Genomic DNA, 24,871 nt, shown 5'->3' with positions numbered 1-24,871 from the left:
GGGACGTGGGACAGGGCACGCAGATGCGCGCGCATCTGTGCGGGATCCGGACGGCGTGGACCGAGGCGGCGCGGGCGAGCGAGGCGGTGGCCGAGATCGCCGAGGCCGTCGGCGACGCCGACCCCGTGCAGATCGTGGCGTTCTTCTCACCCGATTACGATCCGGACGAGTTGAACCGGGCGTTCCGCGAGCGTCTACCGGGCACGGCGGTGAGCGGCTGCACCATGTCCGGAGGCTTCTCGCCCGCGGGCGGGCTCGATCGCGGCCTCGTCGCGATCGCCTTTCCGCGCGCGGGCTTCCGCATCGTCTCGGCGCTCCTCGACGCGATCGATCATCTCGACGTCGAGCGCACGGCCGGCGCCGTCCGGGCGCTCCGTCGCACCCTCGAGGCCGGCGGCACCGAGGAGGCGCCCGACCACCGCTTCGCGCTCTCGCTGATCGATGGGCTCGCCAACGCCGAGGAGACGGTGGTCTCGGCGATCGGCTGGGCGCTCGACGGGATCCCCCTCGTCGGCGGCTCGGCGGGCGACGACCTCACCTTCCGCGACACGGTGCTGCTGCACGACGGCTCGATCCACCGCAACGCCGCCGTCGTGATCCTCGTAGAGACAGAATTCCCGGTCCAGATCTTCAAGAGCGACAATTTCGAGCCGACCGGGACCAAATTCGTCGTGACGGCCTCCGACGACGAGAAGCGCATCGTCCACGAGCTCAACGCGGAGCCGGCGGCCCGCGAATACGCGATGGCGGTGGGGCTCGACCCGGAGCGCCTCTCGCCGATGAGCTTCGCCGCCTATCCGCTCGCAGTGAAGATCGGCGGCGAGTATTTCTGCCGCTCGATCCGGCGCATGAACGCGGACGGCTCGCTGAGCTTCTTCTGCGCCATCGACGAGGGGGTGGTGCTCACGCTCGCCCAGCCGCGCGACATCGTGGCGTCGACCTGGGCCGAGCTGTCCCGCCTCGACGAGGCGCTCGGCGGCATCGACCTCGTGATCGGCTTCGAGTGCATCCTGCGCCGGCTCGACGCCGAGAGCCGTCAGGTTCGTCACGGCATCGCCGACCTCTACCGGCGCTACAACGTCGTCGGCTTCGAGACCTACGGCGAGCAGTACCGCTCGATGCACCTCAACCAGACCTTCACGGGCATCGCCATCGGCCGCTGCGTGCCGGAGCCGGCCTCCCTTCTCCCATGATCGCGATGGCCAGTGCCGCGGACGAGGGGCTCCTGCGGCGCATCGAGAAGCTGGAGCGCATCAACGCGGCGCTGATGGCCCATGTCGAGCGCAGCATGGACCAGCAGGGCGGCGCCTATTCCCTGTTCCAGACCGCGATCATGCTGGAGGGGCGCGTCCGCTCGCGGACCGAGGAGCTGACGGGCCTGATGCGGCGGCTCGAACGCTCGAACGAGGCGCTGGTGGCGGCCAAGGAGGAGGCGGAGACCGCCAACCGCTCGAAGACCCGCTTCCTGGCGGCGGCGAGCCACGACCTCCTGCAGCCCCTCAACGCGGCCCGCCTCTCGGTCTCGGCCCTGACCGACCTTCCGCTGACGCCGGACGCGGTCGCCATCGCGGGCCAGGTCGAGCGCGGTCTCCAGACCATCGAGGACCTGATCAAGACCCTCCTCGACATCTCGAAGCTCGATGCCGGCATCGTCCGCCCCGTGCTGAAGCCCGTCGCCCTGCGCGACCTGTTCGGCGGGCTCGTGGCGAGCTTCAAGCCCTTCGCCGAGCGCAAGGGCCTGCGCCTGACCGTGCGCGGGTCCGGCCTCGTGGTGACGAGCGACGTGGTGCTCCTGCAGCGCATCCTGCAGAACCTCGTCTCGAACGCGATCCGCTACAGCGAGAGCGGCGGGGTGCTGATCGCCGCCCGCCGCCGCGGCGAGGCCTGCCGGATCGAGGTGGTCGATACCGGCCGCGGCATCGACGCGGGCGAGCGCGACCTCGTCTTCGAGGAATTCTACCGCGGCGGCGGGGGCAAGGGCATGGCCGCCGGCGAGAGCGTGACCCGCGGCGAGGAGCCGGGCCTCGGCCTCGGCCTCTCGATCGTGCGCCGCATGGCGCAGGCGCTGGGCCACCCGCTCGAACTCGCCTCCCGCCCCGGCCGCGGCACCCGCATGAGCCTCACCGTGCCGCTCGGGACGGAGGAGGCGGGCGAGCAGGCGCGCCCCGTGCCCATCGCCACGCGGCTCTCCGGCGCCCGCATCCTCATCGTCGAGAACGACCAGTCGACGGCGGACGCGCTCCAGCGCCTGCTGCGGAACTGGGATGCCGAGGTCAGCGCCTATCGCGACTTGGCCGGCGTCGCGGCGGGCGTGGCCGCCGGGACGGTCGCGCCCGACCTCCTCATCCTCGACTATCACCTCGACGAGGGTGCCTGCGGCCTCGATGTCGCGGCCTACCTCCGGAACATCGCCCAGGCGGCGCTGCCCGTGATCGTCACCACGGCGGATTACTCGCCCGAGATCGAGTGCGAGGTGGCGGGCATCGGCGCGGAACTCGTGCACAAGCCGATCAAGCCGGCGCAGCTCCGCTCGCTGCTCACCTACATGCTGACCTGAGGGAGGGCGGGGTACCGCTCAGCGGCGCCCGCCGAACCCGCCCGGACCTCCGAGCCCGCCGGGCCCGCCCAATCCGCCCGGGCCGCCGAGACCGGCCGGACCGCCCCCGCGCAGCGCATCTCCCGCACCGCCGAGTCCTCCCGGCCCGCCGCCGGGCCCCGCCCCGAAGCCGCCGAGACCGCCCGGCCGGTCCCCCTGGAACGGGCGCGTATCGATGTCGAGCCCGCGCGATCCGGCACCGCCGCCGAAATTGCCGGGACCGCCCGGACCGCTCCCGGAGCGGCCGAACCCGTCCGGCCCCCCGTGTCCGGGAAGGCCGTTCCGGAGGTCGAGCCGGTCGGGCAGGCGATCGAGACGCCCCGGCGCACCCGGCTGCCGCTCGGGCGCGGGAGCGGGCGCGGCGCGCTCGTCGACGCGAAGGCGCTCGACCGTGAGTCGGCCGTCGCGGGCGATGTCCGTGGTCAGGACGGCCCGTACGCTGCCCCGGCGCGGCACCGCGGCGCTCGGGGACCCCGCCACGTCGATGCCGGAGCCGAGGGCGAGCCGGTCGCCGCGGCGACCGATATAGGCCTCGATCGAGACCCGCCGCAGGCCGGGGCCGAGGTTCACCCCCGCCTCCTCGACGCTCGCGACCGTGAGCCCGGAGGGACCCGGCTCGCCCGTGACCGAGACGCGGCGGCCGACGAGACCGGGATCGAGGGAGGCGAGGCGCAGCCGGCCGATCACCGGCGTCCCGTCCTTGTCCCTCCGCACCGGGCCGGCGACCCGAGCGGCGCCGCCCGTCCGCGGCTCGACGAGGCTCGCCACGATCGTCCCGTCCGGACGCCGCAGCCCGCTCACGGCGACGCGGTCGCCGACCTTGAGCCCGGCCGGCCAGGGCTTGCGCCAATCGGTACCGAGACCGGCCGTCGAGACGGCTTGCCCCAGCACGGCCAGGCCGCCCTTGGTGAGCGCCTCGACCGGGCCGACCACCTCGCTCGTCACGTCGATGCGGCCCGTGGAGAGCCGGCCGTCCGCCCCCCGAGCGACGACGCGCACCACGTGGCCGATCCTGAGGTCCGCGGCCTTCGCCGCCGCCCCGTCGATGCGGACCGCGACATCCGCCGGGTAGGCGATGCGCAGGTCGTTCACGATGATCGAGCCGAACCGGCGGATCGTGCCGATGACGCCGGTGCCGCCGATCCCGCGGTCGCCCTCGAGGCCGGCGCCCTCCCCGTCCCCGGGGCGGGCGCCGGTCCCGCCGATGCCCTGGTCGCGGATCGGCGCGTCGGGCGCCGCCTGCCCGCGACGCGGGCCGGGCAGCCAGAGGGCGCCGAGCCCCGCGGCGAGGCGCAGGAATCCACGGCGCGAGTGAGCGGGCGCGCGCATGCGGGGCGCTCTCACGCCGTTTCGCCCGAGGCGGCGACCGGGACATCCTCGGCATAGACGTAGAGGCCGAAATTCCAGCGGTGGCTGCCGCCGGGATCGGTCTCGCAGGCGGCATGCGCCTCGCGGTTCGCCTGCCGCAGGGCCTCCATCGCGATCTCGCGGGCCCGCGCCTCGAGGCGCTTGGCCAATTCCTCCGAGAGCCCGTCGTAATGCACCGCCCGCTCCAGGAAGCGCGGCGCCTCACCGACGATGTTGGCCACGCTCGCCGCGATATGATCGTGCAGGTTGCGGCCGAAATAGTAGAGTTGCGGCTCGCCGCCCCCCTTGGGCACGTAGGCGCTCTCGGCGAGAACGATCCGGCCCTCCCCGTCCACCGTGGCGAGCCCGCGGTCCAGCCACTCGTCGAGCACCGCGCGGGGGCGCAGATCCCGGGTCACGCCCGCAACGAGCCCTTCGAAGGAGGGGGCCGCCCCTTCGGCCGCGCGAGGGAGCGGAAGCGGCCGACCGGCCCGGTCGGTGAAGGTCGGGTCGGCGAGCCAGCGGGCGACGATCCGGCTCGTGCGCGAGACCGCGACCGGCACCGCACTCACCGGCGCACCCGCACCCCGCAGACGCCGCACCTCCTTGCGATGGATGCCGGTGAGCAGGCTGACGCGGCTATCCGTCTGTTCCTTGCCGGGAAGCGCGAAATCGTACTCCGCCACGTTCACGTAGAGCTCGCGCAGCAGGTTCGTCAGGGCCGGGAAGGTGATGCCCCGCGCCACGAACAGGCGCACCAGCGGGCGCAGCAGGCGCGCCACGGGCGCGTGCAGACTCGCGCCCTCGGGCGACGTCGGGACGATTTCGCTCATGCCTCCAGCTTAAGGGACCATCCGTGGGACGCAATCCCACAGAGTGCGGTCGCGCACCTGACCGGCGCGTTTTCGCGTTGACGTGGGAATTTTGCACACGTAACTTCGCGGCGTGGTCAATTTTCCCACGGACGAGAGCCGATGAATACGACCCGGACCCGCCTCGAAGCCGCAGCGCAACCGCCGATCATCCTGGCGGCGCCCGCCCGCTCGCCACACGCCCCGGTCTTCGGCCTTGCCCCCCTTCGTCGCGGCCTGTTCTGCCTCGCCGCACTCGCCCTGCCCGTCCTCGGAATCGGTCTCGCGGATCAGGTCCACCGCGCCGGCCGCTCGGGGACGATGCAGACCGCCGCCCCGCCAACCCCCTCGCGCGGGGCGGCGGCACCTTCCCGCGGCCTCCGCCCCGGCGAAGTGATCCTCGCGACCCTCGAACCCCGGCAGCGCCCGTGATCGACCAAGCCGCCTCCGCCATCCCGATCCTGTGTCGAAGCGAGGAATCCGACACCTGCGGCGGCGCCCGGGTGCTCGACCTCGCGATCTGCCTGATCCTCGCCGTCGCCATCATCGCCCTTCTGACGCTGGCGCTCTGAGAACGACCTTCCAGCCTCCCCAAGACGAGACAATCCGATGCCGAGAACGCTTCCGGCCGCCTGCCTGAGCCTCGCCGTGCTGCTGCCCGCGAGCCTGACCGGGGCCGCCGCCGCCGACCTGCCCCGCCGGGAGGCGCCGCCGCCGGCCCTGCCGATCCCGCCCGCCTTTACCTGGACGGGCTTCTACCTCGGCGTGAATGCCGGCTACGGCTTCCGCGGCGCGCCCTCGGCCTTTCAGGACGCCACCTCTGGCACGGTCACGCAGTCGAGCCGGGACCGCGGCGGCTTCCTCGGCGGCGTGCAGGCGGGCTACACCTATCAGGTGAGCCCAGGGTCCGGCCTCGTGCTCGGCCTGGAGACCGATTTCCAGGGGACCGCCTTCGCCAAGGCCGACGCGGCCTATCTCGGCACGACGCCCTATGACAGCGTGGCGCCGAACCTCGACTATGTCGGCACGGTGCGCGGGCGCGTCGGCTACGCCTTCGACCGGGTGCTGATCTACGGCACCGGCGGCTTCGCCTATGGCGGGGGCGGGCGCTCCCGCTATGCCGGCGCCTATACCGGGACGCTGCCGGATTCGAGCCGGATCGGCTACGCGGTGGGTGGTGGCCTCGAATACGCCTTCACCGATCGCTGGTCGGCCAAGATCGAGGCGCTCTACGTCAATCTGCGCCGCAGCTGGGCGAATTCCGCGACCGTCTACGATGCGGGCGTGCCGGCCTATTACGGCATTGGCCGCACGGATCCGGGCTTCGCGGTCGTCCGCGCCGGCCTCAACTATCGCTGGTAGATTCGCACAACTCTGGAGCGAAGCTGAGCCTTGCCGCAGCGCGGAAGGCTCCCATCTTGAGCGGCGGAGGGGCGTTTCCGGACACGGAAGGACCAGCCTTGCCCGTCTCGACGCCCGCCCGCCTGCGGGGATGCCGGTTCGGCACCGCGGCGGCCCTCTCGCTCGGCCTCGCGCTGGCGATCGCCGGCCCGGCCCTCGGCCAGGACCTGCCGCGGCTCGATCCCGGCCGCGGCGCGCTCCTCATCCACGGCAATTACTGCGGCCCCGGCAATCGCGGCCCGGCCTACCCGCCGGTCGATGCCCTCGACGTCGCCTGCATGCATCACGATGCCTGCACGCCGCCGCCCGGCGACATTGCGCGTTGCGCCTGCCACGACCGGTTGCACGCGGAGGCCGGGCTCGTGGCCAGCAACCCGGCCGTGCCGCGGGCGCTGCGCGACAAGGCGAAGTTCGTCTCGGACGCGGCGATGCTGCTGCCGTGCCTCGATTGAGCCTGCCTCGATTGAGGCCGCCTCAGGCCGCGTCGGGCGCCGGAGCCGGCTTCGGCCCGCCCTTGGCCACTCCGACGAGGGCGGGACGCAGCACGCGCTCGCCGATGACGTAGCCGGACTGGACCACCTGCACCACCGTGCCCGCCGGCACCTCGGCGTTCGGCACCTCGAACATGGCCTGGTGCCGGTTCGGATCGAAGCGCTGGCCTTGCGGATCGACGATCTTCACGCCGTGCCGCTCCAGGGTCTTGGCGAGGTCGCGCTCGGTCAGCTCGATGCCGTCGAGGAGGCTCTTGAGAGCGCCCTCCGCAGCCGCGCGCGCCTCGGCCGGCACGCTCTCGATGGCGCGGCGGACGTTGTCGGCGACGTTCAGCATGTCGCGGGCGAAGTTCGTCACCGCGTAGGTGCGGGCATCGGCCACCTCGCGCTCGGTCCGGCGGCGCAGGTTCTCCATTTCGGCGAGCGTGCGCAGGACCCGGTCCTTCAGCTCGTCCCGCTCGGCGATGATTCCGGCGACCGCATCCGCACTGGCCTGCGCCTCCGGGGCCTGCCCCTCGAGGCCGGTCTCGGGTGCCTGCTCCGCGTTCCGGTTCGCGTCCTCGTGCCGGCCGTCATGCTCCATGTCGTTGCTCATCATCGCGATTCTGTCGTGGCCAAGGATTCAGGGATGGCCGCTGATATCAGGCGGCGCGCCCGCGAAATCAACCCGCGGCCGGACTCACGCCTCCCGCGGCGGTGGCGCCGCGACGAGCGCCTCCAGGCCCTCCGCCTTGAGGGCCGCCACGTCGCCCGCGAACACCTCCATCACGGCGCTGCGGATCGCGGCCTGCCGGTCCGGCTGGATCACCCGGGTTCCGGTGAGGTCCGTGACGTAGAAGACGTCGACCGCCCGCTCGCCGAAGGTCGCCACATGCGCCGAGGTGATGTTGAGGGAGAGGCGGCTGAGCGCCGTCGTCAGCTCGTAGAGGAGGCCCGGCCGGTCGAGGCCGGTGATCTCGACCACCGTCTCCCGGCTCGACAGGGCGTTGTCGATGAACACGTCCGGCGGCACCGGGAAGGTCTTGGCGCGGGTGCTCGTCGGCGGATGCTTGTCGGCCACGAGCTCGGCGATCTTGATCTCACCCTTCAGCGCCCGCTCGATCGCCGCGGTGATGCGCTTGGCGCGGCGCAACTCGTCCTCGTCCCGCTCGAAGGCGCGCGAGACGAAGATCGAGTCGAGGGCGAAGCCGTCCGTCGTCGTGAAGATCTGCGCGTCCACGATGTTCCCCCCGGCCGCCGCGCAGGCGCCGGTGACGATGGCCAGGAGCCGCGGATGGTCCGGCGAGTAGACGGTGAGCTCCGTGACGCCGCGGACCGGATCGGTCTCGACCTCGGTGCCGACCGTGCGGCCCTCCCCGGTCAGGCGCTTGATGAAGCCCGCGTTCTTGAACTGGCGCACCGCCTCAACCTTGAGCCAGTAGGCTTGGTTGTGCCGGGCGGCGTAGGCGTCGAACTCCTCCGAGGACCAGGCGGAGAGCTGCTCACGCAGCGCCATCTGGATCAGGCGGACCCGGTCCGTGCGGGCGATCTCCGAATGGCCGCCCGAGAGCACCACCTCGGTCTCGTCGTAGAGGGTGCGGATCAGGGTGCCCTTCCAGGCGGTCCAGACCCCCGGCCCGACCGCCGTGATGTCGGCCACCGTCAGGATGGCGAGAAGGCGCAGGCGCTCCAGCGTCTGGACGACGCTCGCGAACTTCTCGATCGTCTTCGGGTCCGAGAGGTCGCGACTCTGGGCCGTCATCGACATCAGGAGGTGATGCTCCACGAGCCAGGCCACCATCTCGGTCTCGGCCTGGGTGAGGCCGAAGCGGGGCCCGAGCTTCTGGGCGATGGCCGCGCCCGCGATCGAGTGGTCCTCCGGCCGCCCCTTCGCGATGTCGTGCAGGAGGATCGCGACGTAGAGGGCGGTGCGGTTGTGGATCGTGCCGATGAGGCGGGAGACGAGGGGGAACTCCTCCTCGGCCCGTCCGGAATCGATCGCCGCCAGCACCCCGAGGGTGCGCAGCAGGTGCTCGTCCACCGTGAAGTGGTGGTACATGTTGAACTGCATCATCGCGACGATGCGGCCGAAATCGGGGATGAAGCGGCCGAGCACGCCCGCCTCGTTCATCTGGCGCAGGATGGTCTCGGGCGAGTTCTTCGAGGTCAGGATGTCGAGGAACAGGCGGTTCGCCTCCTCGTCCGCCCGGAGCGTCGGGTTGATCAGCCGAAGGGACCGGTTGGCGAGACGCTTGGCGTCGGGGTGGATCGCGAGGTTGTGCCGGTCGGCGAGCCAGAACAGCCGGATCAGGTTCACGGGATCGCGCTCGAACGCGTCCTCGGCCCGCAGGTTCACGCGGCCATGGTCGATCCAGAAATCCTCGGCCTCGATGGCGGTCGCCCGAAAGCGGTCGCGGAAGCGGCCGATCCAGCGGTCGAGGACGGGCGTGCGCTTGGCGTGGCGCGCCTCCAGTTCCGCGCAGACGATGGCGGTGAGGTCGCCGACATCCTTGGCGATCAGGAAGTAGGCCTTCATGAAGCGCTCGACGCCCGACAGGCCGCCGCGCGCGCCCAAGCCGATCCGCTCCGCGATCCGCGGCTGCAGCCCGAAGGAGAGGCGCTCCTCCGCCCGTCCCGTGACGAAGTGCATGTGGCAGCGCACCCGCCACAGGAACTCGTCGCAGCGCTCGAACAGCCTGAACTCCTCGGGCGTGAACAGGCCGGCCGCGACGAGCTCGGCCTGGTCGCGCACCCGGTAGGTGTATTTCGCGATCCAGAACAGCGTGTTGAGGTCCCGCAGGCCCCCCTTGCCGTCCTTGACGTTCGGCTCGACGAGGTAGCGCGAGGCGCCGGCCTTGGCGACGCGGGCGTCGCGCTCGCGCAGCTTCGCCTCGACGAATTCGTGGGCCGTGCCCATGACGAGTTCCGCGTCGAAGCGGGTGACGAGTTCCTCGAACAGGCTGCGCGCTCCGAACAGGAAGCGCGCCTCGAGGAGCGCGGTGCGGATCGTCATGTCCGCCCGCCCCTCGCGCAGGCACTCCTCCACCGAGCGCGTGGCGTGGCCGACCTTCAGCTTGAGGTCCCAGAGCACGTAGAGCATCGCCTCGACGACGCTCTCCGACCACGCGGTCTGCTTGTAGGGCAGCAGGAACAGGAGATCGATGTCCGAGCCCGGCGCCATCGTGCCCCGGCCGTAGCCGCCGGTGGCGACCACCGCGAGTTGCTCGCCGGTCGAGGGATTGTCGTTCGGGTAGAGGCGCCAGACGACCGCGTCGTGGATCGCCCGCACCACCGCGTCCGTGAGGTTCGACAGGGCGCGCGCGCAGGCGATGCCGTCCCGGTCGCGCAGGAGCTGCTTCTCGGCCTCCTTGTGGCCGCGCTCGATCACGGCCCGCAGCTCCGGCACGAGGATGGCGCGCAGCTTCGTCGGCTCGCGGGCCTCGCGATCGAGGTTGTCGAGGACTTTGCTCAGGGCGGCGGCAGCGTCGAACATGCCCTTCCCGTTAGCACGTTACGCCGAAGCTGCCAGCGGCCGGAACACGGCGGGAACAGTGGGCTTCTTCTCTCGGCGAGCACAATCCAGAGTGCGTTCTCCTCCCCGGAAATTTCGTTTGACGAAACGAACGGAATTGCCTAGCTGATCTGCCGCACGCGCAGGGTACCGGGCGCGATCGGCAGGGGAGATGGATGATGCTGCGCCTCGACCGCAGGACCTTTGTGCGCACCCTCGGTGCCCTCGCCCTCGTCGCCGCCTCTCTGCCGCGGGCCTCGCAGGCCGGCGACGTCAAGGAGATCCGCCTCGACTGGGCGACCTACAACCCCGTCAGCCTCGTCCTGAAGGAGAAGGGCTTCCTGGAGGAGGCGCTGAAGCCGCAGGGCATCAAGGTGCGCTGGACGCAGTCGCTCGGCTCGAACAAGGCGCTCGAATTCCTCAACGGCGGGGCGATCGATTTCGGCTCCTCCGCGGGTGCCGCCGCGCTCCTCGCGCGCATCAACGGCAACCCGATCAAGGTCGTCTACGCCTATTCCCGCCCGGAATGGACCGCGCTCGTCACCCGCAAGGACACCGGCATCACCAAGGTCGCCGATCTCAAGGGCAAGCGCGTCGCCGTGACCCGCGGGACCGACCCCCACATCTTCCTGATCCGCGCCCTCCAGGGCGCCGGCCTGACCGAGAAGGACGCCAAGCTCGTCCTCCTGCAGCACCCGGACGGCCGCACGGCGCTCGACCGCGGCGACGTCGACGCCTGGGCGGGCCTCGACCCGATGATGGCGGCGGCCGAGATCGAGAACGACGACGTGCTGTTCTTCCGCGACGCCAACGCCAACACCTGGGGCGTGCTCGACGTGCGCGAGGATTTCGCCAAGGCGAACCCGGATCTCGTGCGCACCGTGATCGCGGCCTACGAGCAGGCCCGCGCCTTCGCGATCGCGAACCCGGACGCGCTGAGGAGCGCCCTCGTCGCGGCGACGAAGCTGCCCGATCCGGTGATCGCCCGCCAGATCGAGCGCACCGACCTGAGCCAGCCGAATGTCGGCCCGACGCAAGGGGAGGCGATCCGGGCGGCGGGTCTCGCCCTGCAGCAGGCCGGCGTGATCCCGGCCGAGACGAACGTGGCGGCGGCCGTCGACGCGCTGATCGACCCGCAGTTCAACCCCGGCGGGAAGCCCTGACCGTCTGATCTTTCGCGCCCGCCTGTGATAGGGCGAGCCGCATGACGGCTCAGATCCTGGTCTCCGAGGGCGCGGCGGCGCCCATCTCCCCTGCCGCGGGCAGACGCGGCGCCTCCGTCCTCGGTCACGGGGCCCGCACCCTCGTCGGCCTCGCGCTGCCCCTGGCGTTGGCGCTCGGCTGGGAGGCGGCGGTCCGCTACGGTCTGGCGCAGGGGCGCCTGCTGCCGCCGCCGAGTCGGATCGGCGCGGCCCTCTACGATCTCGCCGCCTCGGGCGACCTCTGGATCCACGTCACGGCGACCCTCCTGCGGGTCGTTCTCGGCTTCGCCTTCGGGGCCGTGGCGGGTATCCTGGTGGGGGCGCTCACCGGCACCCTGCCCTTCGCGCGCCACCTCCTCGACCCGAGCCTGCAGGCCCTGCGCGCGGTCCCCTCCCTCGCCTGGGTGCCCCTGTTCATCCTCTGGCTCGGGATCCTGGAGACGCCCAAGATCGCGCTCATCGCGGTCGGCGTGTTCTTCCCGGTCTACGTGGGCGTCGCCGGCGCCATCGCCTCGGTCGACCGCAAGCTCGTGGAGGTGGGCCGGATCTTCCGCCTCTCGAAGACGGCGCTGGCGCGGCGCATCCTGTTGCCGGCCGTGCTGCCTGCGACCCTGGTGTCGCTGCGCACGGGCCTCGGCCTCGGCTTCCTGTTCGTCGTGGCGGCCGAGCTGATGGGCGCCTCCGAGGGCCTGGGCTACCTCCTCGTCGACGGGCAGCAATTCAGCAAGCCGGACCAGATCCTGGCCGCGATCATCGCCTTCGCGATCCTCGGAAAGCTCGCCGACGCGACGCTGGTCATGCTGACCCGGCCCCTGACGCGCTGGCAGGACACGGCCCGTGACAGCCTCTGACCGGGCTCAGCCTTCGGCTTCGTCCCGCTCCTCGTCGCGTTCGGAGGAGGTGTGCGGCTCCCGCCGCTGCGGACGGGTCGTCTCGACCGGCGGAAACAGCTCTGCGAGCCCCCTCGCGACCCCGTACAGCACCGGGTCCGACTCGGGACCGGCATGGGGTGGGTTGAGATCGCTCCGGAACATGCTGAAACCGTCTCCCGCGACGCGCCTTTCCCGCAGCCGCTCTCGCTCGATGGGCCGAGGCGCGGCCCATGGCCGCCCGAGGAGGACAATGCGCCGAGAAACATTTCGTTTCATGCAAATGTCACGGAGAACGAACCGCCCCCGGCCCGCGACGTGCGGAGCGCGCCCGTGCTGACCATTGCGGATCTGTCCAAGACCTACGCCGACGGCACCCAAGCCCTCGCGAACATCGACCTCGAGGTGCCGGCCGGCGAGATCGTCGCTCTGATCGGCGGCTCGGGCTGCGGCAAGACCACGCTCCTGCGGCTCGTGGCCGGCCTCGACCGGGCGAGCGCGGGGCAGATCCGCCTCGACGGCGAGGCGATCACGGCTCCGCATCCGGGCGTCGGCCTCGTCTTCCAGGAGCCGCGCCTCCTGCCCTGGCTCAGCGTCTCCGACAATGTCGGCTTCGGCCTCGCACACCTGACGGGTGGCGAGCGGCGGGCCAGGGTCGCGCACGCGCTGGAGCGGGTGGGGCTTGCCGAGCATGCGGGCCGCTGGCCGCGGGAGCTCTCGGGCGGACAGCAGCAGCGGGTCTCGATCGCCCGCGCCTTCGTGGCGAACCCGCGGGTGCTCCTCCTCGACGAGCCGTTCTCGGCACTCGACGCCTTCACCCGGCGCGACCTGCACCGGCACCTCCTTGCTCTCTGGGAGGAGGTGCGGCCGACGGTGCTCATCGTCACCCACGACGTCGGCGAGGCCGTGGCCCTGGCCGACCGGGCCGTGGTGATGCGTCCGAAGCCCGGCCGCCTCGACGATATGGTCCCCTTGCCGCTCCCGCGGCCGCGGGAGCCGGCAGCCCCCCAGAGCGAGGCGGCCACGCGGAAGATCCTCGCGGCCCTCGACCGCTCCCTGCGCCCGGCCGAGGCGGCCCCGCAGAACGCGAACTGGTGGTAGCGCACCCGCTGGTCGAGCGGACCCGGGCAGGCTAGACCGCGGGCCTTGGTCGACCAGAACGAGGAAACATCCATGGACGCCACCGCCCTGCGCGCCCTCCAGGCCCCCCTGAAGGATCAGTACCGCAGCACGCCCGATTCCGCGGTCATCACGCTGAAGGCGAAGGGATCGCTCGACGACAGCAGCATCGCCTGCAAAGTCGAGACGGGCCGCGCGCTGGCCGTCGCGGGCCTGCACCCGGCGACCGGAGGCTCGGGCGCGGAGCTGTGCTCGGGCGACATGCTGCTCGAGGCGCTCGTCGCCTGCGCGGGCGTGACCCTGAAGGCCGTCGCGACCGCCCTGGAAATCCCGCTGCGCGCCGGCACCGTCTCGGCGGAGGGCGACCTCGACTTCCGCGGGACGCTCGGCGTCGACAAGGAGGCGCCGGTGGGCTTCCGCGCGATCCGCCTCGCCTTCCACCTCGACACCGACGCGCCGCAGGAGAAGCTCGACCAGCTCCTCAAGCTGACGGAGCGCTACTGCGTGGTCTTCCAGACCCTGAACCACCGGCCGGAACTGGCCGTGAGCGCGGGCAAGGCCTGACCGGCTTCGAGGCCGGACGAAAAAAAGGGGCGGGATGCACGGCATCCCGCCCCTTCACTTCCCGGGCCGCGCCTCGGCCCTCAGACCATCGCCGGCTTCGCGATCGCCGCGCCCTCGGCCGGTCTCGCGACGCCGAGCCACGTCCTGCGCATCGGCTTCAGAACGAAGAAGGCCAGGATCGCCGTCAGCAGATCGAGGGCGATGGCGATGCCGAACACGGGAACCCAATTGCCCGCCGAGTCGTGGATGAGCGCCGCGACCGGGCCGCCGAGCAGCGAGCCGACGCCCTGGGCCATGTAGAGGAAGCCGTAATTCGTGGTCGCGTGCTTGGTCCCGAACGTGTCGGTGAGGATCGAGGGGAAGAGCGAGAAGATCTCACCCCAGGCGAAGAACACGAGGCCGGAGAGGAGGGCGAAGGCGTAGGCGTTCTGCCGGTAGTAGAGCAGCAGGCAGATCGCGCAGGCCTCGAGCGCGAAGGCGATCGCCATCGTGTTCTCGCGGCCGATATGGTCCGAGACCCAGCCGAAGAAGGGCCGGGTCAGGCCGTTCGTGACGCGGTCGAAGGTGAGCGCGAAGGGCAGCGCCGCGAAGGCGACGCCGAAGAAGACCAGCGTCTCGTCCGCCACGCCGAACTCACGCGCGAAGTTGGCGAAGTTCGCGACCACCATCAGGCCGCCCGTCGACATCATCGCCATCATGCCGAACATCAGCCAGAACAGCGGCGTGCGCAGCATCGCCTTCGGGGCCGTGTCCCCGGCCGCCGAGATCACCTTCGTGTCCGGCAGCGCCTGCATCTCGCCGGGCCGCGGTGCGCGCAGGCCGAGCGCCGCGACGAGGCCGACGGCCGCGAGGACGAGGCCGAACACGAGCAGGGTGTGGCGGAAGTCTGTCGCGGCCATCAGGTTGGTGATCGGGAAGGTCGTGATCATCGCGCCCATGCCGTAACCGGCGGCGACGACGCCCACGGCGAAGCCACGGCGATCGGGGAACCAGCGCACCATCAGGCCGACGATGCCGACATAGACGATGCCGGTGCCGAGACCGCAGAGCACGCCGTAGGTGGCGTAAAGGGCGAACAGGCTCTCGGCATAGGAGGCCGTGACCCAGCCGAGCCCGCTGAGAAGGGCGCCCAGCGCGATCATCAGCTTGGGGCTGAACCGGTCGATGAGCCAGCCCTGCACCGGCGAGAAGAAGGTCTGCAGCACGATCACCAGGGTGAAGGTCACCTGGACGGCCGCCAGCGAGGCGCCGGTGCTCGTCTGAAAGGGTTTGACGAACAGGGTCCAGACATATTGCGGACTGGAGATCGTCATCATGACGATTAGTCCAAGCAGAAGTTGTATCCACCGGCGGGATGAGTTTGTTGTTGTATCCATTATACGCTCCTTGCAGATGTAACCGTTAGCAACGTCCGTGCCAGAGGGATGCCGTGGCGGCGCCCCCGGCACGGGGCGGGGCGGCTCTCGGGCACCCGCCGCTGCTGGAATGAGGCTTGGACAGTTTTTGTCGGGAGACGTCCGAGCGTCGCGAGGATGAGAGCGATGTCACAACGGGCGAGGACGTCCCGGATTGTTCTCGCATGCATCTTCCCCGTGGGCCGCAGGATTTGAGGAAGCGATAACAGCAGGCGTTGCGACGGATGCGCAAGTCTGAAATTTTCTGTTCTGCGCGTGCGAGATCGAAATCGCTCGATTCGCGGTGCCGCCGCCCTGAAAGGACAGTTTCCGCTCAGATGCCCGAGCGGTATACTGTTGACCCTTCACGCCTCCGTAAGCGGCAGGACTCATCATTGGCGCGAGGCATCGATCGGGATGCCACCGCGGGTGAGGCCGTTCGGGACCGGCGATGGACGGAGCGTGGAGAGGGGGCAGGAGGGGCTCTCCGGTCGGGAGCCTGATCGGCGACGGGGCCGGGAGCGCGGCCGTCGAGTTCGCCCTCACGGCGGTGCCGTTCCTCGGCTTCGTCTTCGTGATCTTCCAGGTCGCGCTCTACCACTTCGCCCTGCAATCCCTCGACAGCGCGACGCGGACGGCCGCGCGTCTCGTGATGACGGGCAACGTTCAGGCCAAGTCGGTCTCGGCCTCCCAGTTCCGGACCCAGCTCCTCTGCCCGGCGCTGAGGGTGCCGATCGACTGCTCGAAGATCACCGTCAGCATCTCGAAGATCGCGAAGGTCTCCTCCGCGCAGAGCGGCTCGGGCATCTACGCCTTCATCGATCAGACGCTGCCGGCTCTCAGGCCGGTCAACCTCGACCCGAACAAGAGCGTCTACTGTCTCGGCGGCCCGGGCGATTACCTCTTCATCGACGTGGCCTACAGCTTTCTCAGCTTCGGCAGGTTCGTTCAGGCCTATTTCGGGGAGTCGCTGGGCGAGGCGTTGATCCTGCGTTCGACGACCTTCGTCTACAACGAGCCGTTCCAGGTCTCGAGCGGCAGCGCGCAGGCGGGCTGCTAGATGGCGAGGCCCGGCAGCGGATCGGCCGGCGAACGGCCCCGGCCACCCCGTCCGGGCAGCGCGTGGCGCGCCCGCATCCGGGCGCTCGCCGTCAGCCGATGGAGGATCCGGTGGTGGTTCACCGACCTCCTGGACCCGGCGCGCGCGCGCCACCCGATTGCCGATGCGAAGGGCACCTCGGCGATCGAGTTCGCCCTCGTCGCGCCGGTCCTCGTTCTGATGCTGCTCGGCTCGGTCGATGCGAGCCGCGCCGTCACGGCCGCCAACCGGGCGGGCTACGTCGCGGATTCGATCGCCGAACTGGTCTCGCAGGTGGACCACGTTCTCACGGCCGACGAGATCGAGGGCTTCATCCGCAGTGCGCCGCTGATCGACGCCGACATCCTGGATTACGGCCGGCAGATCGGCAGCACGGACCTCGCCAGCCTCGTCAACGTCACGGTGTCGAGCATCGCCTTCACCAAGGCCGTCCCGACCTGCACGGCGAATTGCATCTTTCTCGCCACGACGATCTTCAGCCGGGCCCTCTCGGGCACCACGCGCCCCTGCGGCCTCCTGCTCCCGGCCGCCGACGGCGCGCCGGCCGCGTCCAAAACGCTGCCGATCTCGACCTTCGGGCCGGTCTCGCTGGTCGTCGTCGATGTCGAGGTGTTCTTCAAGCCGCTCTTTCTGTCGGCCATGGCGTTCCCCGCGAAGTTCCGGCGCTCCGCCTACTTCCGGCCGCGGCAGGTCACTCAGGTCAGGGCGGCCAGCAACTGCCCCGGCGTCTAGTGCACGGGGCGAGGAGGCGAGTCATGCCGGTCAGCGCGCGAGAGGCGGGGAGGCGGCCCGGCCGGAGAGCGTCCGAGGAGTTCTCCCGCGCCCGCAGCACGTGGAGCGCCGCGCGGGACGGCAACATCTCGATCCTGTTCGGGCTCCTGATCCTGCCCCTCATCGGCACGGTCGGGCTCGCCATCGATTACGGGCAGCTCCTCATCGCGCGCACGGCCTGCCAGACCGGCGCCGATTCCGCGGCCCTCTACGCGAGCGGCGTCGCCAAGACGCTGATCCAGCAGTCGGACGGCAGCGCGACAGCGGTTGCGGCCGCCTTCGGCGAGGCCAAGAGCCGCTCCGAGGCCCTGTTCAACGCCCACGTCGCCCGCACGGGCAAGCTCTCGGTTGCGGCAACGGTGACCCTGACCAAGACCGGCCAGCGGATCGACGCGGCCGCGGGCTACGCGGTCTCGACGCGCACGACCTTCGGCGGCCTGTTCGGCGTGCGCAGCCTCTCGGCCATCGGGCAGGCCGTCTCCTCGGCCTCGATGCCCCTCTACACCGATCTCTACATGGCCCTCGACGTGTCCCAGTCGATGGGGCTCGCCGCCACGAAGGCGGGGGCCCAGGACCTGTTCAGGCTCACCCTGAAGAGCGAGAAGGACGCCGGCAACAAGTCGCCGAAGGGCTGCGTCTTCGGCTGCCACGTCGTCCAGAACGGCAGCGCCGTGCCGCTCAGCTACGAAACGCTGGCGCGCAATGCCGGCATCCCGCTGCGCATCGACGTCCTGCGCGACGCCGTGAGCCGGACGATCAGCACAGCCGAGGCGGATGCCCGCGCGGTGGGCACCAGCAACTACCGGATCGGCCTCTACACGATGGGCCTCGCCTCGGCGAACGCGACGACCTCCGGTCTCGTCGAGCTCGCCCCGCTCAGTACGAACTGGGCGTCGCTGAAGACGGCCGCGGCCGGGATCACGCTCGGTCCCAACAACGGCGGCGGCACCGGCGACACCTTCCTCACGGAGCCGCTCAACGCGCTGCGGGGCCGGGTGCCGACGAGCGGGGACGGCAACACCCAGGCCCAGTCCCGAGCCTTCCTGTTCATCATCACCGACGGCCTGCGGGACGTGAAGGGTGCCTGCACCTCGGGTCATTGCACGGCGCCCTTCGATCCGGCGGTGTGCCAGACCTACAAGAGCGCCAACGTCACGGTGGGGGTGATCTACACGACCTTCCTGCCGATCCTGAACAACCCCACCGACGGCTCGACGGCGCTCAACGGCGACTACAAGAACCTCGTCCTGCCCCACGCCGACAAGATCGCCCCGAGCCTGCAGGCCTGTGCCTCCCCGGGCTGGTACGCGGAGGCCTCGGACGGGCCGGCCATCGACGCGGCCCTGGCCCGGATGTTCGCCCAGACCGCGCTGCAGCCGCAGATCACGAATTGAGGCCCCGTCCTCACAGGCCGAGCGCGCCACCGTCCGAGCGGGGATCGTGCATCGCCTCGATGCGCCCGTCCTGCGGGTGGCGCACGAGGAGGCCGGCATGGCCGAGCGAGTCGATGTAGGCGCCGCCGAGTTCCTCGATGTCGTGGCCCATGCCGCGCAGCGCGGCGATGCAGGCCGGATCGAACCGGTCCTCGACCTTCACGGACAGCGATTCCGCCCCCCAGGTCCGCCCATAAAGCAGGCGGGGCGCATCGACCGCGGCCGCGGGGCTCATCCCGTAATCCGCATAGCGCGTGAACACCTGTGCCTGAAATTGCGGCTGCCCGTCGCCGCCCATGCTGCCGTAGGCGGTGACCCGGCCGTCGTCGAAGGCCGCGAGCGCCGGGATCAGGGTGTGGAACGGGCGCCGGCCCGGCTCCAGCGGGTTCACGGCGCTCGGATCGAGCGAGAACGACATGCCCCGGTTCTGCCAGTGGATGCCGGTCTTCGGCAGCACCGTGCCCGAGCCGTATTCCCAGTAGATCGACTGGATGTAGGAGACGGCGAGCCCGTCGCGGTCGATCGCCCCCATCCAGACCGTGTCGCCCTCGCCCGGATTGCGCAGTGGCACCGAGGCGGCCCGGCCCATGTCGATCGCGGCCGCCTCGCGCGCCAGGCGCTCCGGTGTCAGGAAGCTTGCCGGGTCGGCGCGGAGCCGGTCGAAATCCGTGACCACCCGGTCTCGGATGGCGAAGGCGCGCTTCGTCGCCTCGATCAGCCCGTGATAATGCGCGACCGTCTCCGGCTCGCGGATGTCGAGCCGGTCGAAGATCCCGAGGATCAGGAGCGCCGCGAGCCCCTGGGTCGGGGGCGGGAAATTGTAGATCGTGGCGCCGCGCCGCCGGATGGACAGGGCGGCGCGCTCGGCCGCCCGGTAGGTTTCGAGGTCGGCCCGCGTCACGGGGGCGCCGAGATGTTCGAGGTCGGTGGCGATCTCGCGCCCGACATCGCCCCGGTAGAAATCGTCGAGCCCCGCATGGGCGAGCTGCTCCAGCGTCGCGGCGAGCGCGGGCAGGCGGCGGATCTCGCCGGCCGGCCAAGCCTTTCCGTCCTTCAGGAAGGTCGCGGCGAAGTTCGGGGCGTCGTGCAGCGTGTCGAGTTCCTTCGGGACGTAGCGCGCCTCGGAGGCCGAGACGGCGCAACCCTCGCGGGCATGGCGGATCGCGTCGGCGAGGAGGATGTCGAGGGGCAGGCGGCCCCCGAGCGCCCGGGCGAGCTCCCGCGCCATGCCCCAGCCGCCGACCGCGCCGGCGACGGTGACCGCCGCGTCCGGCCCGCGCGCGGGAATCGCGTCGAGCCCCCGGTCGCGGTAGCGCGCGATCGTGGCGAGGCGCCCGGCCGGCCCGCAGGCCTCGATGCCCCGCACTCGGCCGCCCTTCTCGCGCACCAGCCAGAAGCCGTCCCCGCCGATGCCGTTCATGTGCGGGTAGACGACGGCGATCGCCGCCGCCATGGCGATCATCGCCTCGACCGCGTTGCCGCCTTGCGCCAGCACGGTGCGGCCGGCCTCCGCCGCGAGGCTGTGGGGCGCGGCGACGGCACCGTGGGCGAAGGTCGGGGTTTCAAGGCTCTGTGTCTCGGGCATGGGGATCCGCTTGCAAGGCTCGAACCGCGCCGGCTTAGGCGAGCGGCGCGCTCCGGGAAAGACCGGGATGCCCGGCGTCGGGATCATGGGGTCGCTGACGTCACCGGCCGTCGCGGACGATGCCGTCTCCCATCATCCCTTCGCCAGGGCGAAGGCTGCCCTAGTTTCCCTCACAGGATGGTGATTTTCGAGTGGGTCGTGAGCGTCCTTCTGGGCGCGGTGCTGCTGGCGGCGCTGGCGAGGCGGGTGGGCGCGCCCTATCCCGCCTTCCTCGCGCTCGGCGGCGTGGCGCTGGCCTTCGTGCCGGGCGTGCCGAACCTGAAGCTCGACCCGGAGCTGGCGCTGGCGCTGTTCCTCGCCCCCGTCCTGCTCGATGCGGGCTACGACACCTCGCTGCGCGACCTCAAGGCCAATTGGCGGCCGATCGGGGGCCTCGCCCTCGGCGCGGTGGCGGTGACGACGGTGGCCGTCGCGGTCGTGGCGAAGGCGATCGTGCCCGAGATGCCCTTCGCCGCCTGCGTGGTGCTCGGCGCCGTCGTGGCCCCGCCGGACGCGGTGGCGGCCCTCTCCGTGCTGCGGCACGTGCCGCTCCCGCACCGGCTGACCACGATCCTGCGCGGCGAGAGCCTCCTCAACGACGCGGGCTCCCTGCTGATCTACCGCCTCGGCGTGGCGGCGGCGATCACGGGGAGCTTCCATCCCGGCGAGATCGCGCCGACCTTCCTGCTCGGCGTCGTCGGCAGCCTCGTGGCGGGCCCCATCCTCGCCTTCGCCTATGTCGGGGTGATGCGCCACTTCCAGGACGCGGCGAGCACCATCGTGCTGCAATTCGTCGCCGCCTTCGGCATCTGGATCGCGGCCGAGGGCGTCGAGATGTCGGGGGTGCTGACGGTCGTCAGCTTCGCGATCACGGTGGCGCGGTTCTCGCCCGGCATCACGCCGCCGCGCACCCGCATCCTGTCCTACGCGGTCTGGGACACGTCGGTGTTCGTCCTCAACGTGCTCGCCTTCGTGCTGATCGGCATCCAGATCGGCCCGATCCTTGAGCGGCTGAACGAGGCCGAGCAGACGACGGCGATCGTCCTCGCCAGCATGGTGTTCCTCACAGTCGTGCTCGTGCGCATCGCCTGGGTCCTGCCGGCCAGCGGTCTCGACCGACTCGAATTCGCGAGCCAGCGCCGGACGCGGGAAGGCACCTCGGACGCGGTGCTCGGCCTCAAGGCGGCTGTCGCGCTCTCCTGGTCGGGCATGCGCGGCATCGTCACCATCGCGGCCGCGCTGGCGTTGCCCCAGGGCGGCTCGAACGGCGGGTTCCCCTACCGCGACCTCATCGTGTTCACGGCCTTCTGCACGGTGATCGGCACCCTGGTGATCCAGGGGCTCACGCTGGGGCCTCTGCTCGCCTGGCTCGGCCTCTCCGACGACGATCCCGTGGGGCGGGAGGTGGGCCGCGCCCGAGCCGAGGCTTACGCCGCCGCCATCGAGACGCTGGATCCGGACGAGGGCGCCTCGACGGAAGCCTTGCGGGAGGAGTTCGCCGCCGCGCTGAAGGAGGCGAAGGGCCACGAGGAGGGCCTCGCGCCCGAGAGCCTGCCGGCCGACGAGGCCCGCCGCCGCGCGATCGGCGCCGCCCGCGACCGGGTGCTGGCACTGCGCCGGGAGGGCCGCATCGGCGACGATGCCTATTACGTGCTGGAGGAGGAGTTCGACTGGGCCGAACTCAACGTGACGCCGCGCGCCGAGACGTGAGGGGCCTCAGGTCGAGCGCCCGACCCTGCCCTCGATCGCGTCCCAGACCGCGACGGCGAGATCGGGGCCGCCCAGGCGCCTGATCGCCCGGATGCCGGTCGGCGAGGTGACGTTGATCTCGGTGAGATGCCCATCGATCACGTCGATGCCGACGAGGATCAGGCCGCGCCGCCGGAGCTCGGGGCCGATCGCCGCGCAGATCTCCCGCTCCCGCTCCGTGAGGTCCGAGGCCGCGGCCGCGCCCCCCCGCACCATGTTCGAGCGGATGTCGTTCAGGGCCGGGACGCGGTTGATCGCGCCCATCGGCTCGCCATCCACGAGGATGATGCGCTTGTCGCCCTCGGTGATCTTGTCGAGGAAGCGCTGCACCACCCATTGCTCGCGGAAGGTCGCGGCAAAGAGGTCGAACATCGAGCCGAAATTCGGGTCGGTCTCCGAGACCCGGAACACCGCCGCCCCGCCATGGCCGTGCAGTGGCTTCATCGCAATGGTGCCGTGCTCGCGCCGGAACTCCTCGATCTCCGCCTTGTCGCGGGTGATCAGGGTGGGCGGCATTAGTTCGGGGAAGTCGAGGACGAAGAGCTTCTCGGGCGCGTTGCGCACCTCGGCCGGGTTGTTGACGACGAGCGTGCGCGGGTGGAGCCGCTCTAGGATGTGGGTGGCCGTGATGTAGGCCATGTCGAAAGGCGGGTCCTGGCGCATCAGCACCACGTCCGCCTCGGCGAGATCGATCCGCTCGATGGGGCCGAGGCTCGCATGGGCGCCCTCGACATCGCGCACGGTCAGGGGCTCGACCCGCGCCGTGACCAGCCGCCCCTGCAGGGAGAGCCGATCCGGCGTGTAGTAAATGAGCCTGTGTCCACGCGCCTGCGCCTCGAGCAGCAGGGCGAAGGTCGTGTCCCCGGCGATGCGGATCGCCTGGATCGGGTCCATCTGGACCGCCACGGTGAGGGCCATGTTCGTCGTCGATGCTCCACGATGCCCGGTTGCGGAGAAGCCGCCCCCTCCGCGCCCCCGGGACGCGGGGATATGTCAGTTCTCGGGCATCGATTTGCCACCCGTGCGACGGTCGTAATCGCCGATCGCGGAGCGGCATTCGGGGGAGAGGCGCTTGCGGTTGCGCGTCATGCACCGCTCGGCGTCGTCGCTGTTCGGGTCGACGCCCGCGCAGAGGCGGAAATAGTCGTTCGCGCAGCCGAGCTGCAGGCCCTGGTCCTCGCGCTGCGCCTGGGCCGGACTCGCGGCGAGCATCAGCAGGGCCAATGGCGCGATCTTCAGAGCGGCCGAACGGCCCGCGGAGAGGCGGTCTCGGGCATTCGCCCGGGAGTGCATCAGTCGTGGCATGTCCAGTCGCATCCAGCGGTGTCCTTCGCTGTGGGTCAGAGGGGACGGCATATCGGGCGTTCCGTCGGCTAGGCAAGCCGCCGCGCACGGCCGCGGTTCCGTGCATGCGCGCCTGAAACAAAAAGGCCTCGCTCGAAGCGTGAGCGAGGCCGAGTGCAAGGGAGGAAACGCCCGCCATGGGCAGTCGAACTCAATGCAAGGGGCGAGCCAGTTGCCTCGTCGACGTCCGGGCCGGGCGATCGTCGCGGCTGCGGAAGCGGAGGATCGGGCCGCTCCGTCCCCGGCTGCGGCCCCGGGAAACGGACCGTTAACCATACCGTGCTGATCTGGTGCCGCGGTGCCGCCTGCCCGGGGCGTTCCGTCGAGACCGAAGCCGACACCGCGACTCGGGGCCGCGAGGATCATCGTCAGGAAACGACCCATGAAGCCCGTCACCCCGCAGCCCGCGCCGAGAGCCGGCAATGTCCTGGCCTTCCCGTCGGCAGAGGCGCGGCCGGCGCGCCGCGAGGCCGTGCCGAGCGAGGCGAGGGGCGAGATCCTGCTGTTCCTCGGTGTGCGCTACGAGCGCCTGCCGGAGCCCGAGGTGGCGCCGGTGCCGCGCCGCCGCCACTCCTGACGCTTCCCACGATCGATTTCCCCGACCGCGGCGGGACGATGCCGGCCTGCCCGGATGCCGAGAGCCGTAGCCGGATGCGAAGAATTCCGAGGTCCGCGCCCGCGCCGACGCGGGACGACCCGCTGCCCTCACCCCGCCCGCATTCCCTCGCGCTGGCCGCCGCGCTCACCCTCCTCGGAGCTTGCGCGCAGCAGGGGGATTTCGGCCGGCCGAAGGCGGGCACCTGGAACAGCCTCGTCGACACCACGGGCACGCTCGCGGCGCGCGAGCGCGGAGAGCCCGCCTCCGCCTTCCCGCTGACCGACGACGAACTCACCCTGCGCGACCGGGCTTGGCGCTTCCTGATGCCGGCCGCGGGCCGCGACGCCTTCCTCGACGTCCTGGCGAACCTGACCCGCGCCCGCGTGCTTCCGCCGACCCTGGGCCGCCCCGCCGACATCGCCGCCTATTACGCGACGCTGATCTCGGAGGAGGCCCGCTCGCCCGTCTCGCGCTACCGCCGCCTGTCGGAGGACGCGACCGCCGACGCCCGGCTGATCCCGGCCTTCGCGGCGACGGCCGTCCGGGTGAACGACGCCGACGCCCTGCGCCTGCGCAGCCTGCCCTTCGTGAAGGTGCTCGACGACGCCGACGTGCGCCACGCCGCGATGCGGGTGGCCGAGAATCGCTGCCTGATCGCCTGGGTGCGCCTGGAGGCCGGCGAGCGCCTCGCGCGCTACCGCTACGCCCTGGAGCACCTCGTGATCGAGGTGCCGGTGGGTCCGGAGGCGGTTCCGGTCGAGCGCACGCTGGCGGCCCTGAACAGCCGCCGCGCCCTGCTCGACCCGCTCCAGCCACCCGACGCGGCCCTGCGCTGCGGGCTTGCCGCCCCGGAGGCCCCGGTGGCGGCCCTGCCGCTCGTGACGAAGAACTGAGCCCTCCGGCGGCATTTCTCGGGTGTGACGCCGGTG

25 protein-coding genes are annotated in these 24,871 nt (G+C 71.2%); 16 read left to right on the top strand and 9 right to left on the bottom strand.

Annotated elements, in window-relative coordinates:
* Positions 1-5 precede the first annotated feature (5 nt).
* Positions 6-1,193: an FIST N-terminal domain-containing protein gene (locus J2X36_RS01630; protein ID WP_310345287.1), complete on the top strand. Its 1,188-nt coding sequence runs from the start codon at positions 6-8 to the stop codon at positions 1,191-1,193.
* Positions 1,194-1,198: 5 nt separating this feature from the next.
* Entirely contained in the window at positions 1,199-2,557 is a 1,359-nt protein-coding gene (locus tag J2X36_RS01625; protein ID WP_310345284.1) for a hybrid sensor histidine kinase/response regulator, read from the top strand.
* 18 nt (positions 2,558-2,575) lie between these two features.
* Here the strand turns inward: J2X36_RS01625 and J2X36_RS01620 are convergent, their stop codons facing one another.
* Together J2X36_RS01620 and J2X36_RS01615 are read right to left on the bottom strand one after the other, a co-directional pair.
* A complete protein-coding gene (locus J2X36_RS01620; RefSeq protein WP_310345281.1) occupies positions 2,576-3,925 on the bottom strand; it encodes a DUF5666 domain-containing protein in 1,350 nt (449 codons plus the stop codon).
* A gap of 11 nt (positions 3,926-3,936) precedes the next feature.
* Positions 3,937-4,776, bottom strand: coding sequence for a DUF6502 family protein (locus J2X36_RS01615; protein WP_310345279.1), 840 nt, complete (start codon positions 4,774-4,776; stop codon positions 3,937-3,939).
* A gap of 141 nt (positions 4,777-4,917) precedes the next feature.
* On the opposite strand from J2X36_RS01615, the gene J2X36_RS01610 reads away from it, so the two are divergent.
* From J2X36_RS01610 to J2X36_RS01595, 4 genes are all read left to right on the top strand, one after another.
* Positions 4,918-5,226 (top strand): hypothetical protein, encoded by a 309-nt coding sequence (locus tag J2X36_RS01610; protein ID WP_310345276.1) that lies wholly within the window; start codon positions 4,918-4,920, stop codon positions 5,224-5,226.
* A complete protein-coding gene (locus J2X36_RS01605) occupies positions 5,223-5,366 on the top strand; it encodes a hypothetical protein (RefSeq protein WP_310345272.1) in 144 nt (47 codons plus the stop codon). Before J2X36_RS01610 ends, J2X36_RS01605 begins: the two co-directional genes overlap by 4 nt.
* A 37-nt stretch (positions 5,367-5,403) precedes the next feature.
* Positions 5,404-6,156 carry an outer membrane protein gene (locus J2X36_RS01600; protein ID WP_132252450.1) on the top strand — a complete coding sequence of 251 codons (753 nt, stop codon included), beginning with the start codon at positions 5,404-5,406 and terminating at the stop codon, positions 6,154-6,156.
* Between the two features lie 98 nt (positions 6,157-6,254).
* Positions 6,255-6,647, top strand: coding sequence for a hypothetical protein (locus J2X36_RS01595; RefSeq protein WP_310345268.1), 393 nt, complete (start codon positions 6,255-6,257; stop codon positions 6,645-6,647).
* Between the two features lie 22 nt (positions 6,648-6,669).
* Here J2X36_RS01595 and grpE read toward each other — a convergent pair whose 3' ends face one another.
* Positions 6,670-7,284 (bottom strand): nucleotide exchange factor GrpE, encoded by a 615-nt coding sequence (grpE, locus tag J2X36_RS01590; protein ID WP_132252447.1) that lies wholly within the window; start codon positions 7,282-7,284, stop codon positions 6,670-6,672.
* Between the two features lie 81 nt (positions 7,285-7,365).
* Positions 7,366-10,158 carry a [protein-PII] uridylyltransferase gene (locus J2X36_RS01585; protein ID WP_310345264.1) on the bottom strand — a complete coding sequence of 931 codons (2,793 nt, stop codon included), beginning with the start codon at positions 10,156-10,158 and terminating at the stop codon, positions 7,366-7,368.
* A 194-nt stretch (positions 10,159-10,352) separates the two neighbouring features.
* Between J2X36_RS01585 and J2X36_RS01580 the strand changes: the two genes are divergently transcribed.
* Together J2X36_RS01580 and J2X36_RS01575 are read left to right on the top strand one after the other, a co-directional pair.
* Complete coding sequence (locus J2X36_RS01580; protein ID WP_405029707.1) at positions 10,353-11,339, top strand: aliphatic sulfonate ABC transporter substrate-binding protein; 987 nt, start codon at positions 10,353-10,355, stop codon at positions 11,337-11,339.
* 41 nt (positions 11,340-11,380) lie between these two features.
* Positions 11,381-12,229 carry an ABC transporter permease gene (locus J2X36_RS01575; protein WP_310345261.1) on the top strand — a complete coding sequence of 283 codons (849 nt, stop codon included), beginning with the start codon at positions 11,381-11,383 and terminating at the stop codon, positions 12,227-12,229.
* Between the two features lie 6 nt (positions 12,230-12,235).
* Here the strand turns inward: J2X36_RS01575 and J2X36_RS01570 are convergent, their stop codons facing one another.
* The gene (locus J2X36_RS01570) at positions 12,236-12,412 is read right to left on the bottom strand and encodes a hypothetical protein (protein ID WP_310345259.1); all 177 of its coding nucleotides are present in this window, start codon (positions 12,410-12,412) and stop codon (positions 12,236-12,238) included.
* 168 nt (positions 12,413-12,580) lie between these two features.
* On the opposite strand from J2X36_RS01570, the gene J2X36_RS01565 reads away from it, so the two are divergent.
* Positions 12,581-13,348 (top strand): ABC transporter ATP-binding protein, encoded by a 768-nt coding sequence (locus J2X36_RS01565; protein WP_310345256.1) that lies wholly within the window; start codon positions 12,581-12,583, stop codon positions 13,346-13,348.
* A gap of 72 nt (positions 13,349-13,420) precedes the next feature.
* Positions 13,421-13,930: an OsmC family protein gene (locus J2X36_RS01560; protein WP_132252438.1), complete on the top strand. Its 510-nt coding sequence runs from the start codon at positions 13,421-13,423 to the stop codon at positions 13,928-13,930.
* 80 nt (positions 13,931-14,010) lie between these two features.
* Here J2X36_RS01560 and oxlT read toward each other — a convergent pair whose 3' ends face one another.
* Positions 14,011-15,306, bottom strand: coding sequence for an oxalate/formate MFS antiporter (oxlT, locus tag J2X36_RS01555; protein WP_132252436.1), 1,296 nt, complete (start codon positions 15,304-15,306; stop codon positions 14,011-14,013).
* 469 nt (positions 15,307-15,775) lie between these two features.
* Between oxlT and J2X36_RS01550 the strand changes: the two genes are divergently transcribed.
* From J2X36_RS01550 to J2X36_RS01540, 3 genes are read left to right on the top strand one after another with little or no spacing between them, the layout of a single operon-like run.
* Entirely contained in the window at positions 15,776-16,384 is a 609-nt protein-coding gene (locus tag J2X36_RS01550) for a TadE/TadG family type IV pilus assembly protein (RefSeq protein WP_310345251.1), read from the top strand.
* Complete coding sequence (locus J2X36_RS01545) at positions 16,385-17,155, top strand: pilus assembly protein (RefSeq protein ID WP_310345248.1); 771 nt, start codon at positions 16,385-16,387, stop codon at positions 17,153-17,155. It begins immediately after the preceding gene.
* Positions 17,156-17,178: 23 nt separating this feature from the next.
* Positions 17,179-18,588 carry a pilus assembly protein TadG-related protein gene (locus J2X36_RS01540; protein WP_310345245.1) on the top strand — a complete coding sequence of 470 codons (1,410 nt, stop codon included), beginning with the start codon at positions 17,179-17,181 and terminating at the stop codon, positions 18,586-18,588.
* A 10-nt stretch (positions 18,589-18,598) separates the two neighbouring features.
* On the opposite strand, the gene J2X36_RS01535 is transcribed toward J2X36_RS01540, so the two are convergent.
* Positions 18,599-20,212, bottom strand: a complete 1,614-nt coding sequence (locus J2X36_RS01535; protein ID WP_310345242.1) for a gamma-glutamyltransferase family protein — start codon at positions 20,210-20,212, stop codon at positions 18,599-18,601.
* Between the two features lie 177 nt (positions 20,213-20,389).
* Between J2X36_RS01535 and J2X36_RS01530 the strand changes: the two genes are divergently transcribed.
* A complete protein-coding gene (locus J2X36_RS01530) occupies positions 20,390-21,961 on the top strand; it encodes a sodium:proton antiporter (RefSeq protein ID WP_310345239.1) in 1,572 nt (523 codons plus the stop codon).
* Between the two features lie 6 nt (positions 21,962-21,967).
* Here the strand turns inward: J2X36_RS01530 and gshB are convergent, their stop codons facing one another.
* Positions 21,968-22,918 (bottom strand): glutathione synthase, encoded by a 951-nt coding sequence (gshB, locus tag J2X36_RS01525; RefSeq protein ID WP_310345236.1) that lies wholly within the window; start codon positions 22,916-22,918, stop codon positions 21,968-21,970.
* A gap of 75 nt (positions 22,919-22,993) precedes the next feature.
* Entirely contained in the window at positions 22,994-23,305 is a 312-nt protein-coding gene (locus tag J2X36_RS01520; protein ID WP_405029706.1) for a hypothetical protein, read from the bottom strand.
* Positions 23,306-23,726: 421 nt separating this feature from the next.
* On the opposite strand from J2X36_RS01520, the gene J2X36_RS01515 reads away from it, so the two are divergent.
* Entirely contained in the window at positions 23,727-23,921 is a 195-nt protein-coding gene (locus J2X36_RS01515) for a hypothetical protein (RefSeq protein ID WP_132252422.1), read from the top strand.
* Positions 23,922-23,995: 74 nt separating this feature from the next.
* Complete coding sequence (locus J2X36_RS01510) at positions 23,996-24,835, top strand: hypothetical protein (RefSeq protein WP_310345231.1); 840 nt, start codon at positions 23,996-23,998, stop codon at positions 24,833-24,835.
* The last annotated feature ends 36 nt before the right edge of the window (positions 24,836-24,871 follow it).

Source organism: Methylobacterium sp. BE186, assembly GCF_031457035.1.
GTDB lineage: Bacteria > Pseudomonadota > Alphaproteobacteria > Rhizobiales > Beijerinckiaceae > Methylobacterium > Methylobacterium segetis.
This window is presented reverse-complemented; position numbering and strand designations above follow the sequence as displayed.

What these genes read in the sequence shown, in the direction of transcription:
- J2X36_RS01510 (WP_310345231.1), top strand. Translation starts at nt 23,996, where the DNA reads ATGCGAAGAATTCCGAGGTCCGCGCCCGCGCCGACGCGGGACGACCCG.
- J2X36_RS01570 (WP_310345259.1), bottom strand. Translation starts at nt 12,412, where the DNA reads ATGTTCCGGAGCGATCTCAACCCACCCCATGCCGGTCCCGAGTCGGAC.
- grpE (WP_132252447.1), bottom strand. Translation starts at nt 7,284, where the DNA reads ATGATGAGCAACGACATGGAGCATGACGGCCGGCACGAGGACGCGAAC.
- J2X36_RS01545 (WP_310345248.1), top strand. Translation starts at nt 16,385, where the DNA reads ATGGCGAGGCCCGGCAGCGGATCGGCCGGCGAACGGCCCCGGCCACCC.
- J2X36_RS01550 (WP_310345251.1), top strand. Translation starts at nt 15,776, where the DNA reads ATGGACGGAGCGTGGAGAGGGGGCAGGAGGGGCTCTCCGGTCGGGAGC.
- J2X36_RS01520 (WP_405029706.1), bottom strand. Translation starts at nt 23,305, where the DNA reads ATGCCACGACTGATGCACTCCCGGGCGAATGCCCGAGACCGCCTCTCC.
- J2X36_RS01560 (WP_132252438.1), top strand. Translation starts at nt 13,421, where the DNA reads ATGGACGCCACCGCCCTGCGCGCCCTCCAGGCCCCCCTGAAGGATCAG.
- J2X36_RS01535 (WP_310345242.1), bottom strand. Translation starts at nt 20,212, where the DNA reads ATGCCCGAGACACAGAGCCTTGAAACCCCGACCTTCGCCCACGGTGCC.
- J2X36_RS01600 (WP_132252450.1), top strand. Translation starts at nt 5,404, where the DNA reads ATGCCGAGAACGCTTCCGGCCGCCTGCCTGAGCCTCGCCGTGCTGCTG.
- J2X36_RS01625 (WP_310345284.1), top strand. Translation starts at nt 1,199, where the DNA reads ATGGCCAGTGCCGCGGACGAGGGGCTCCTGCGGCGCATCGAGAAGCTG.
- gshB (WP_310345236.1), bottom strand. Translation starts at nt 22,918, where the DNA reads ATGGCCCTCACCGTGGCGGTCCAGATGGACCCGATCCAGGCGATCCGC.
- J2X36_RS01580 (WP_405029707.1), top strand. Translation starts at nt 10,353, where the DNA reads ATGATGCTGCGCCTCGACCGCAGGACCTTTGTGCGCACCCTCGGTGCC.
- J2X36_RS01615 (WP_310345279.1), bottom strand. Translation starts at nt 4,776, where the DNA reads ATGAGCGAAATCGTCCCGACGTCGCCCGAGGGCGCGAGTCTGCACGCG.
- J2X36_RS01540 (WP_310345245.1), top strand. Translation starts at nt 17,179, where the DNA reads ATGCCGGTCAGCGCGCGAGAGGCGGGGAGGCGGCCCGGCCGGAGAGCG.
- oxlT (WP_132252436.1), bottom strand. Translation starts at nt 15,306, where the DNA reads ATGGATACAACAACAAACTCATCCCGCCGGTGGATACAACTTCTGCTT.
- J2X36_RS01585 (WP_310345264.1), bottom strand. Translation starts at nt 10,158, where the DNA reads ATGTTCGACGCTGCCGCCGCCCTGAGCAAAGTCCTCGACAACCTCGAT.
- J2X36_RS01530 (WP_310345239.1), top strand. Translation starts at nt 20,390, where the DNA reads ATGGTGATTTTCGAGTGGGTCGTGAGCGTCCTTCTGGGCGCGGTGCTG.
- J2X36_RS01620 (WP_310345281.1), bottom strand. Translation starts at nt 3,925, where the DNA reads ATGCGCGCGCCCGCTCACTCGCGCCGTGGATTCCTGCGCCTCGCCGCG.
- J2X36_RS01515 (WP_132252422.1), top strand. Translation starts at nt 23,727, where the DNA reads ATGAAGCCCGTCACCCCGCAGCCCGCGCCGAGAGCCGGCAATGTCCTG.
- J2X36_RS01575 (WP_310345261.1), top strand. Translation starts at nt 11,381, where the DNA reads ATGACGGCTCAGATCCTGGTCTCCGAGGGCGCGGCGGCGCCCATCTCC.
- J2X36_RS01610 (WP_310345276.1), top strand. Translation starts at nt 4,918, where the DNA reads ATGAATACGACCCGGACCCGCCTCGAAGCCGCAGCGCAACCGCCGATC.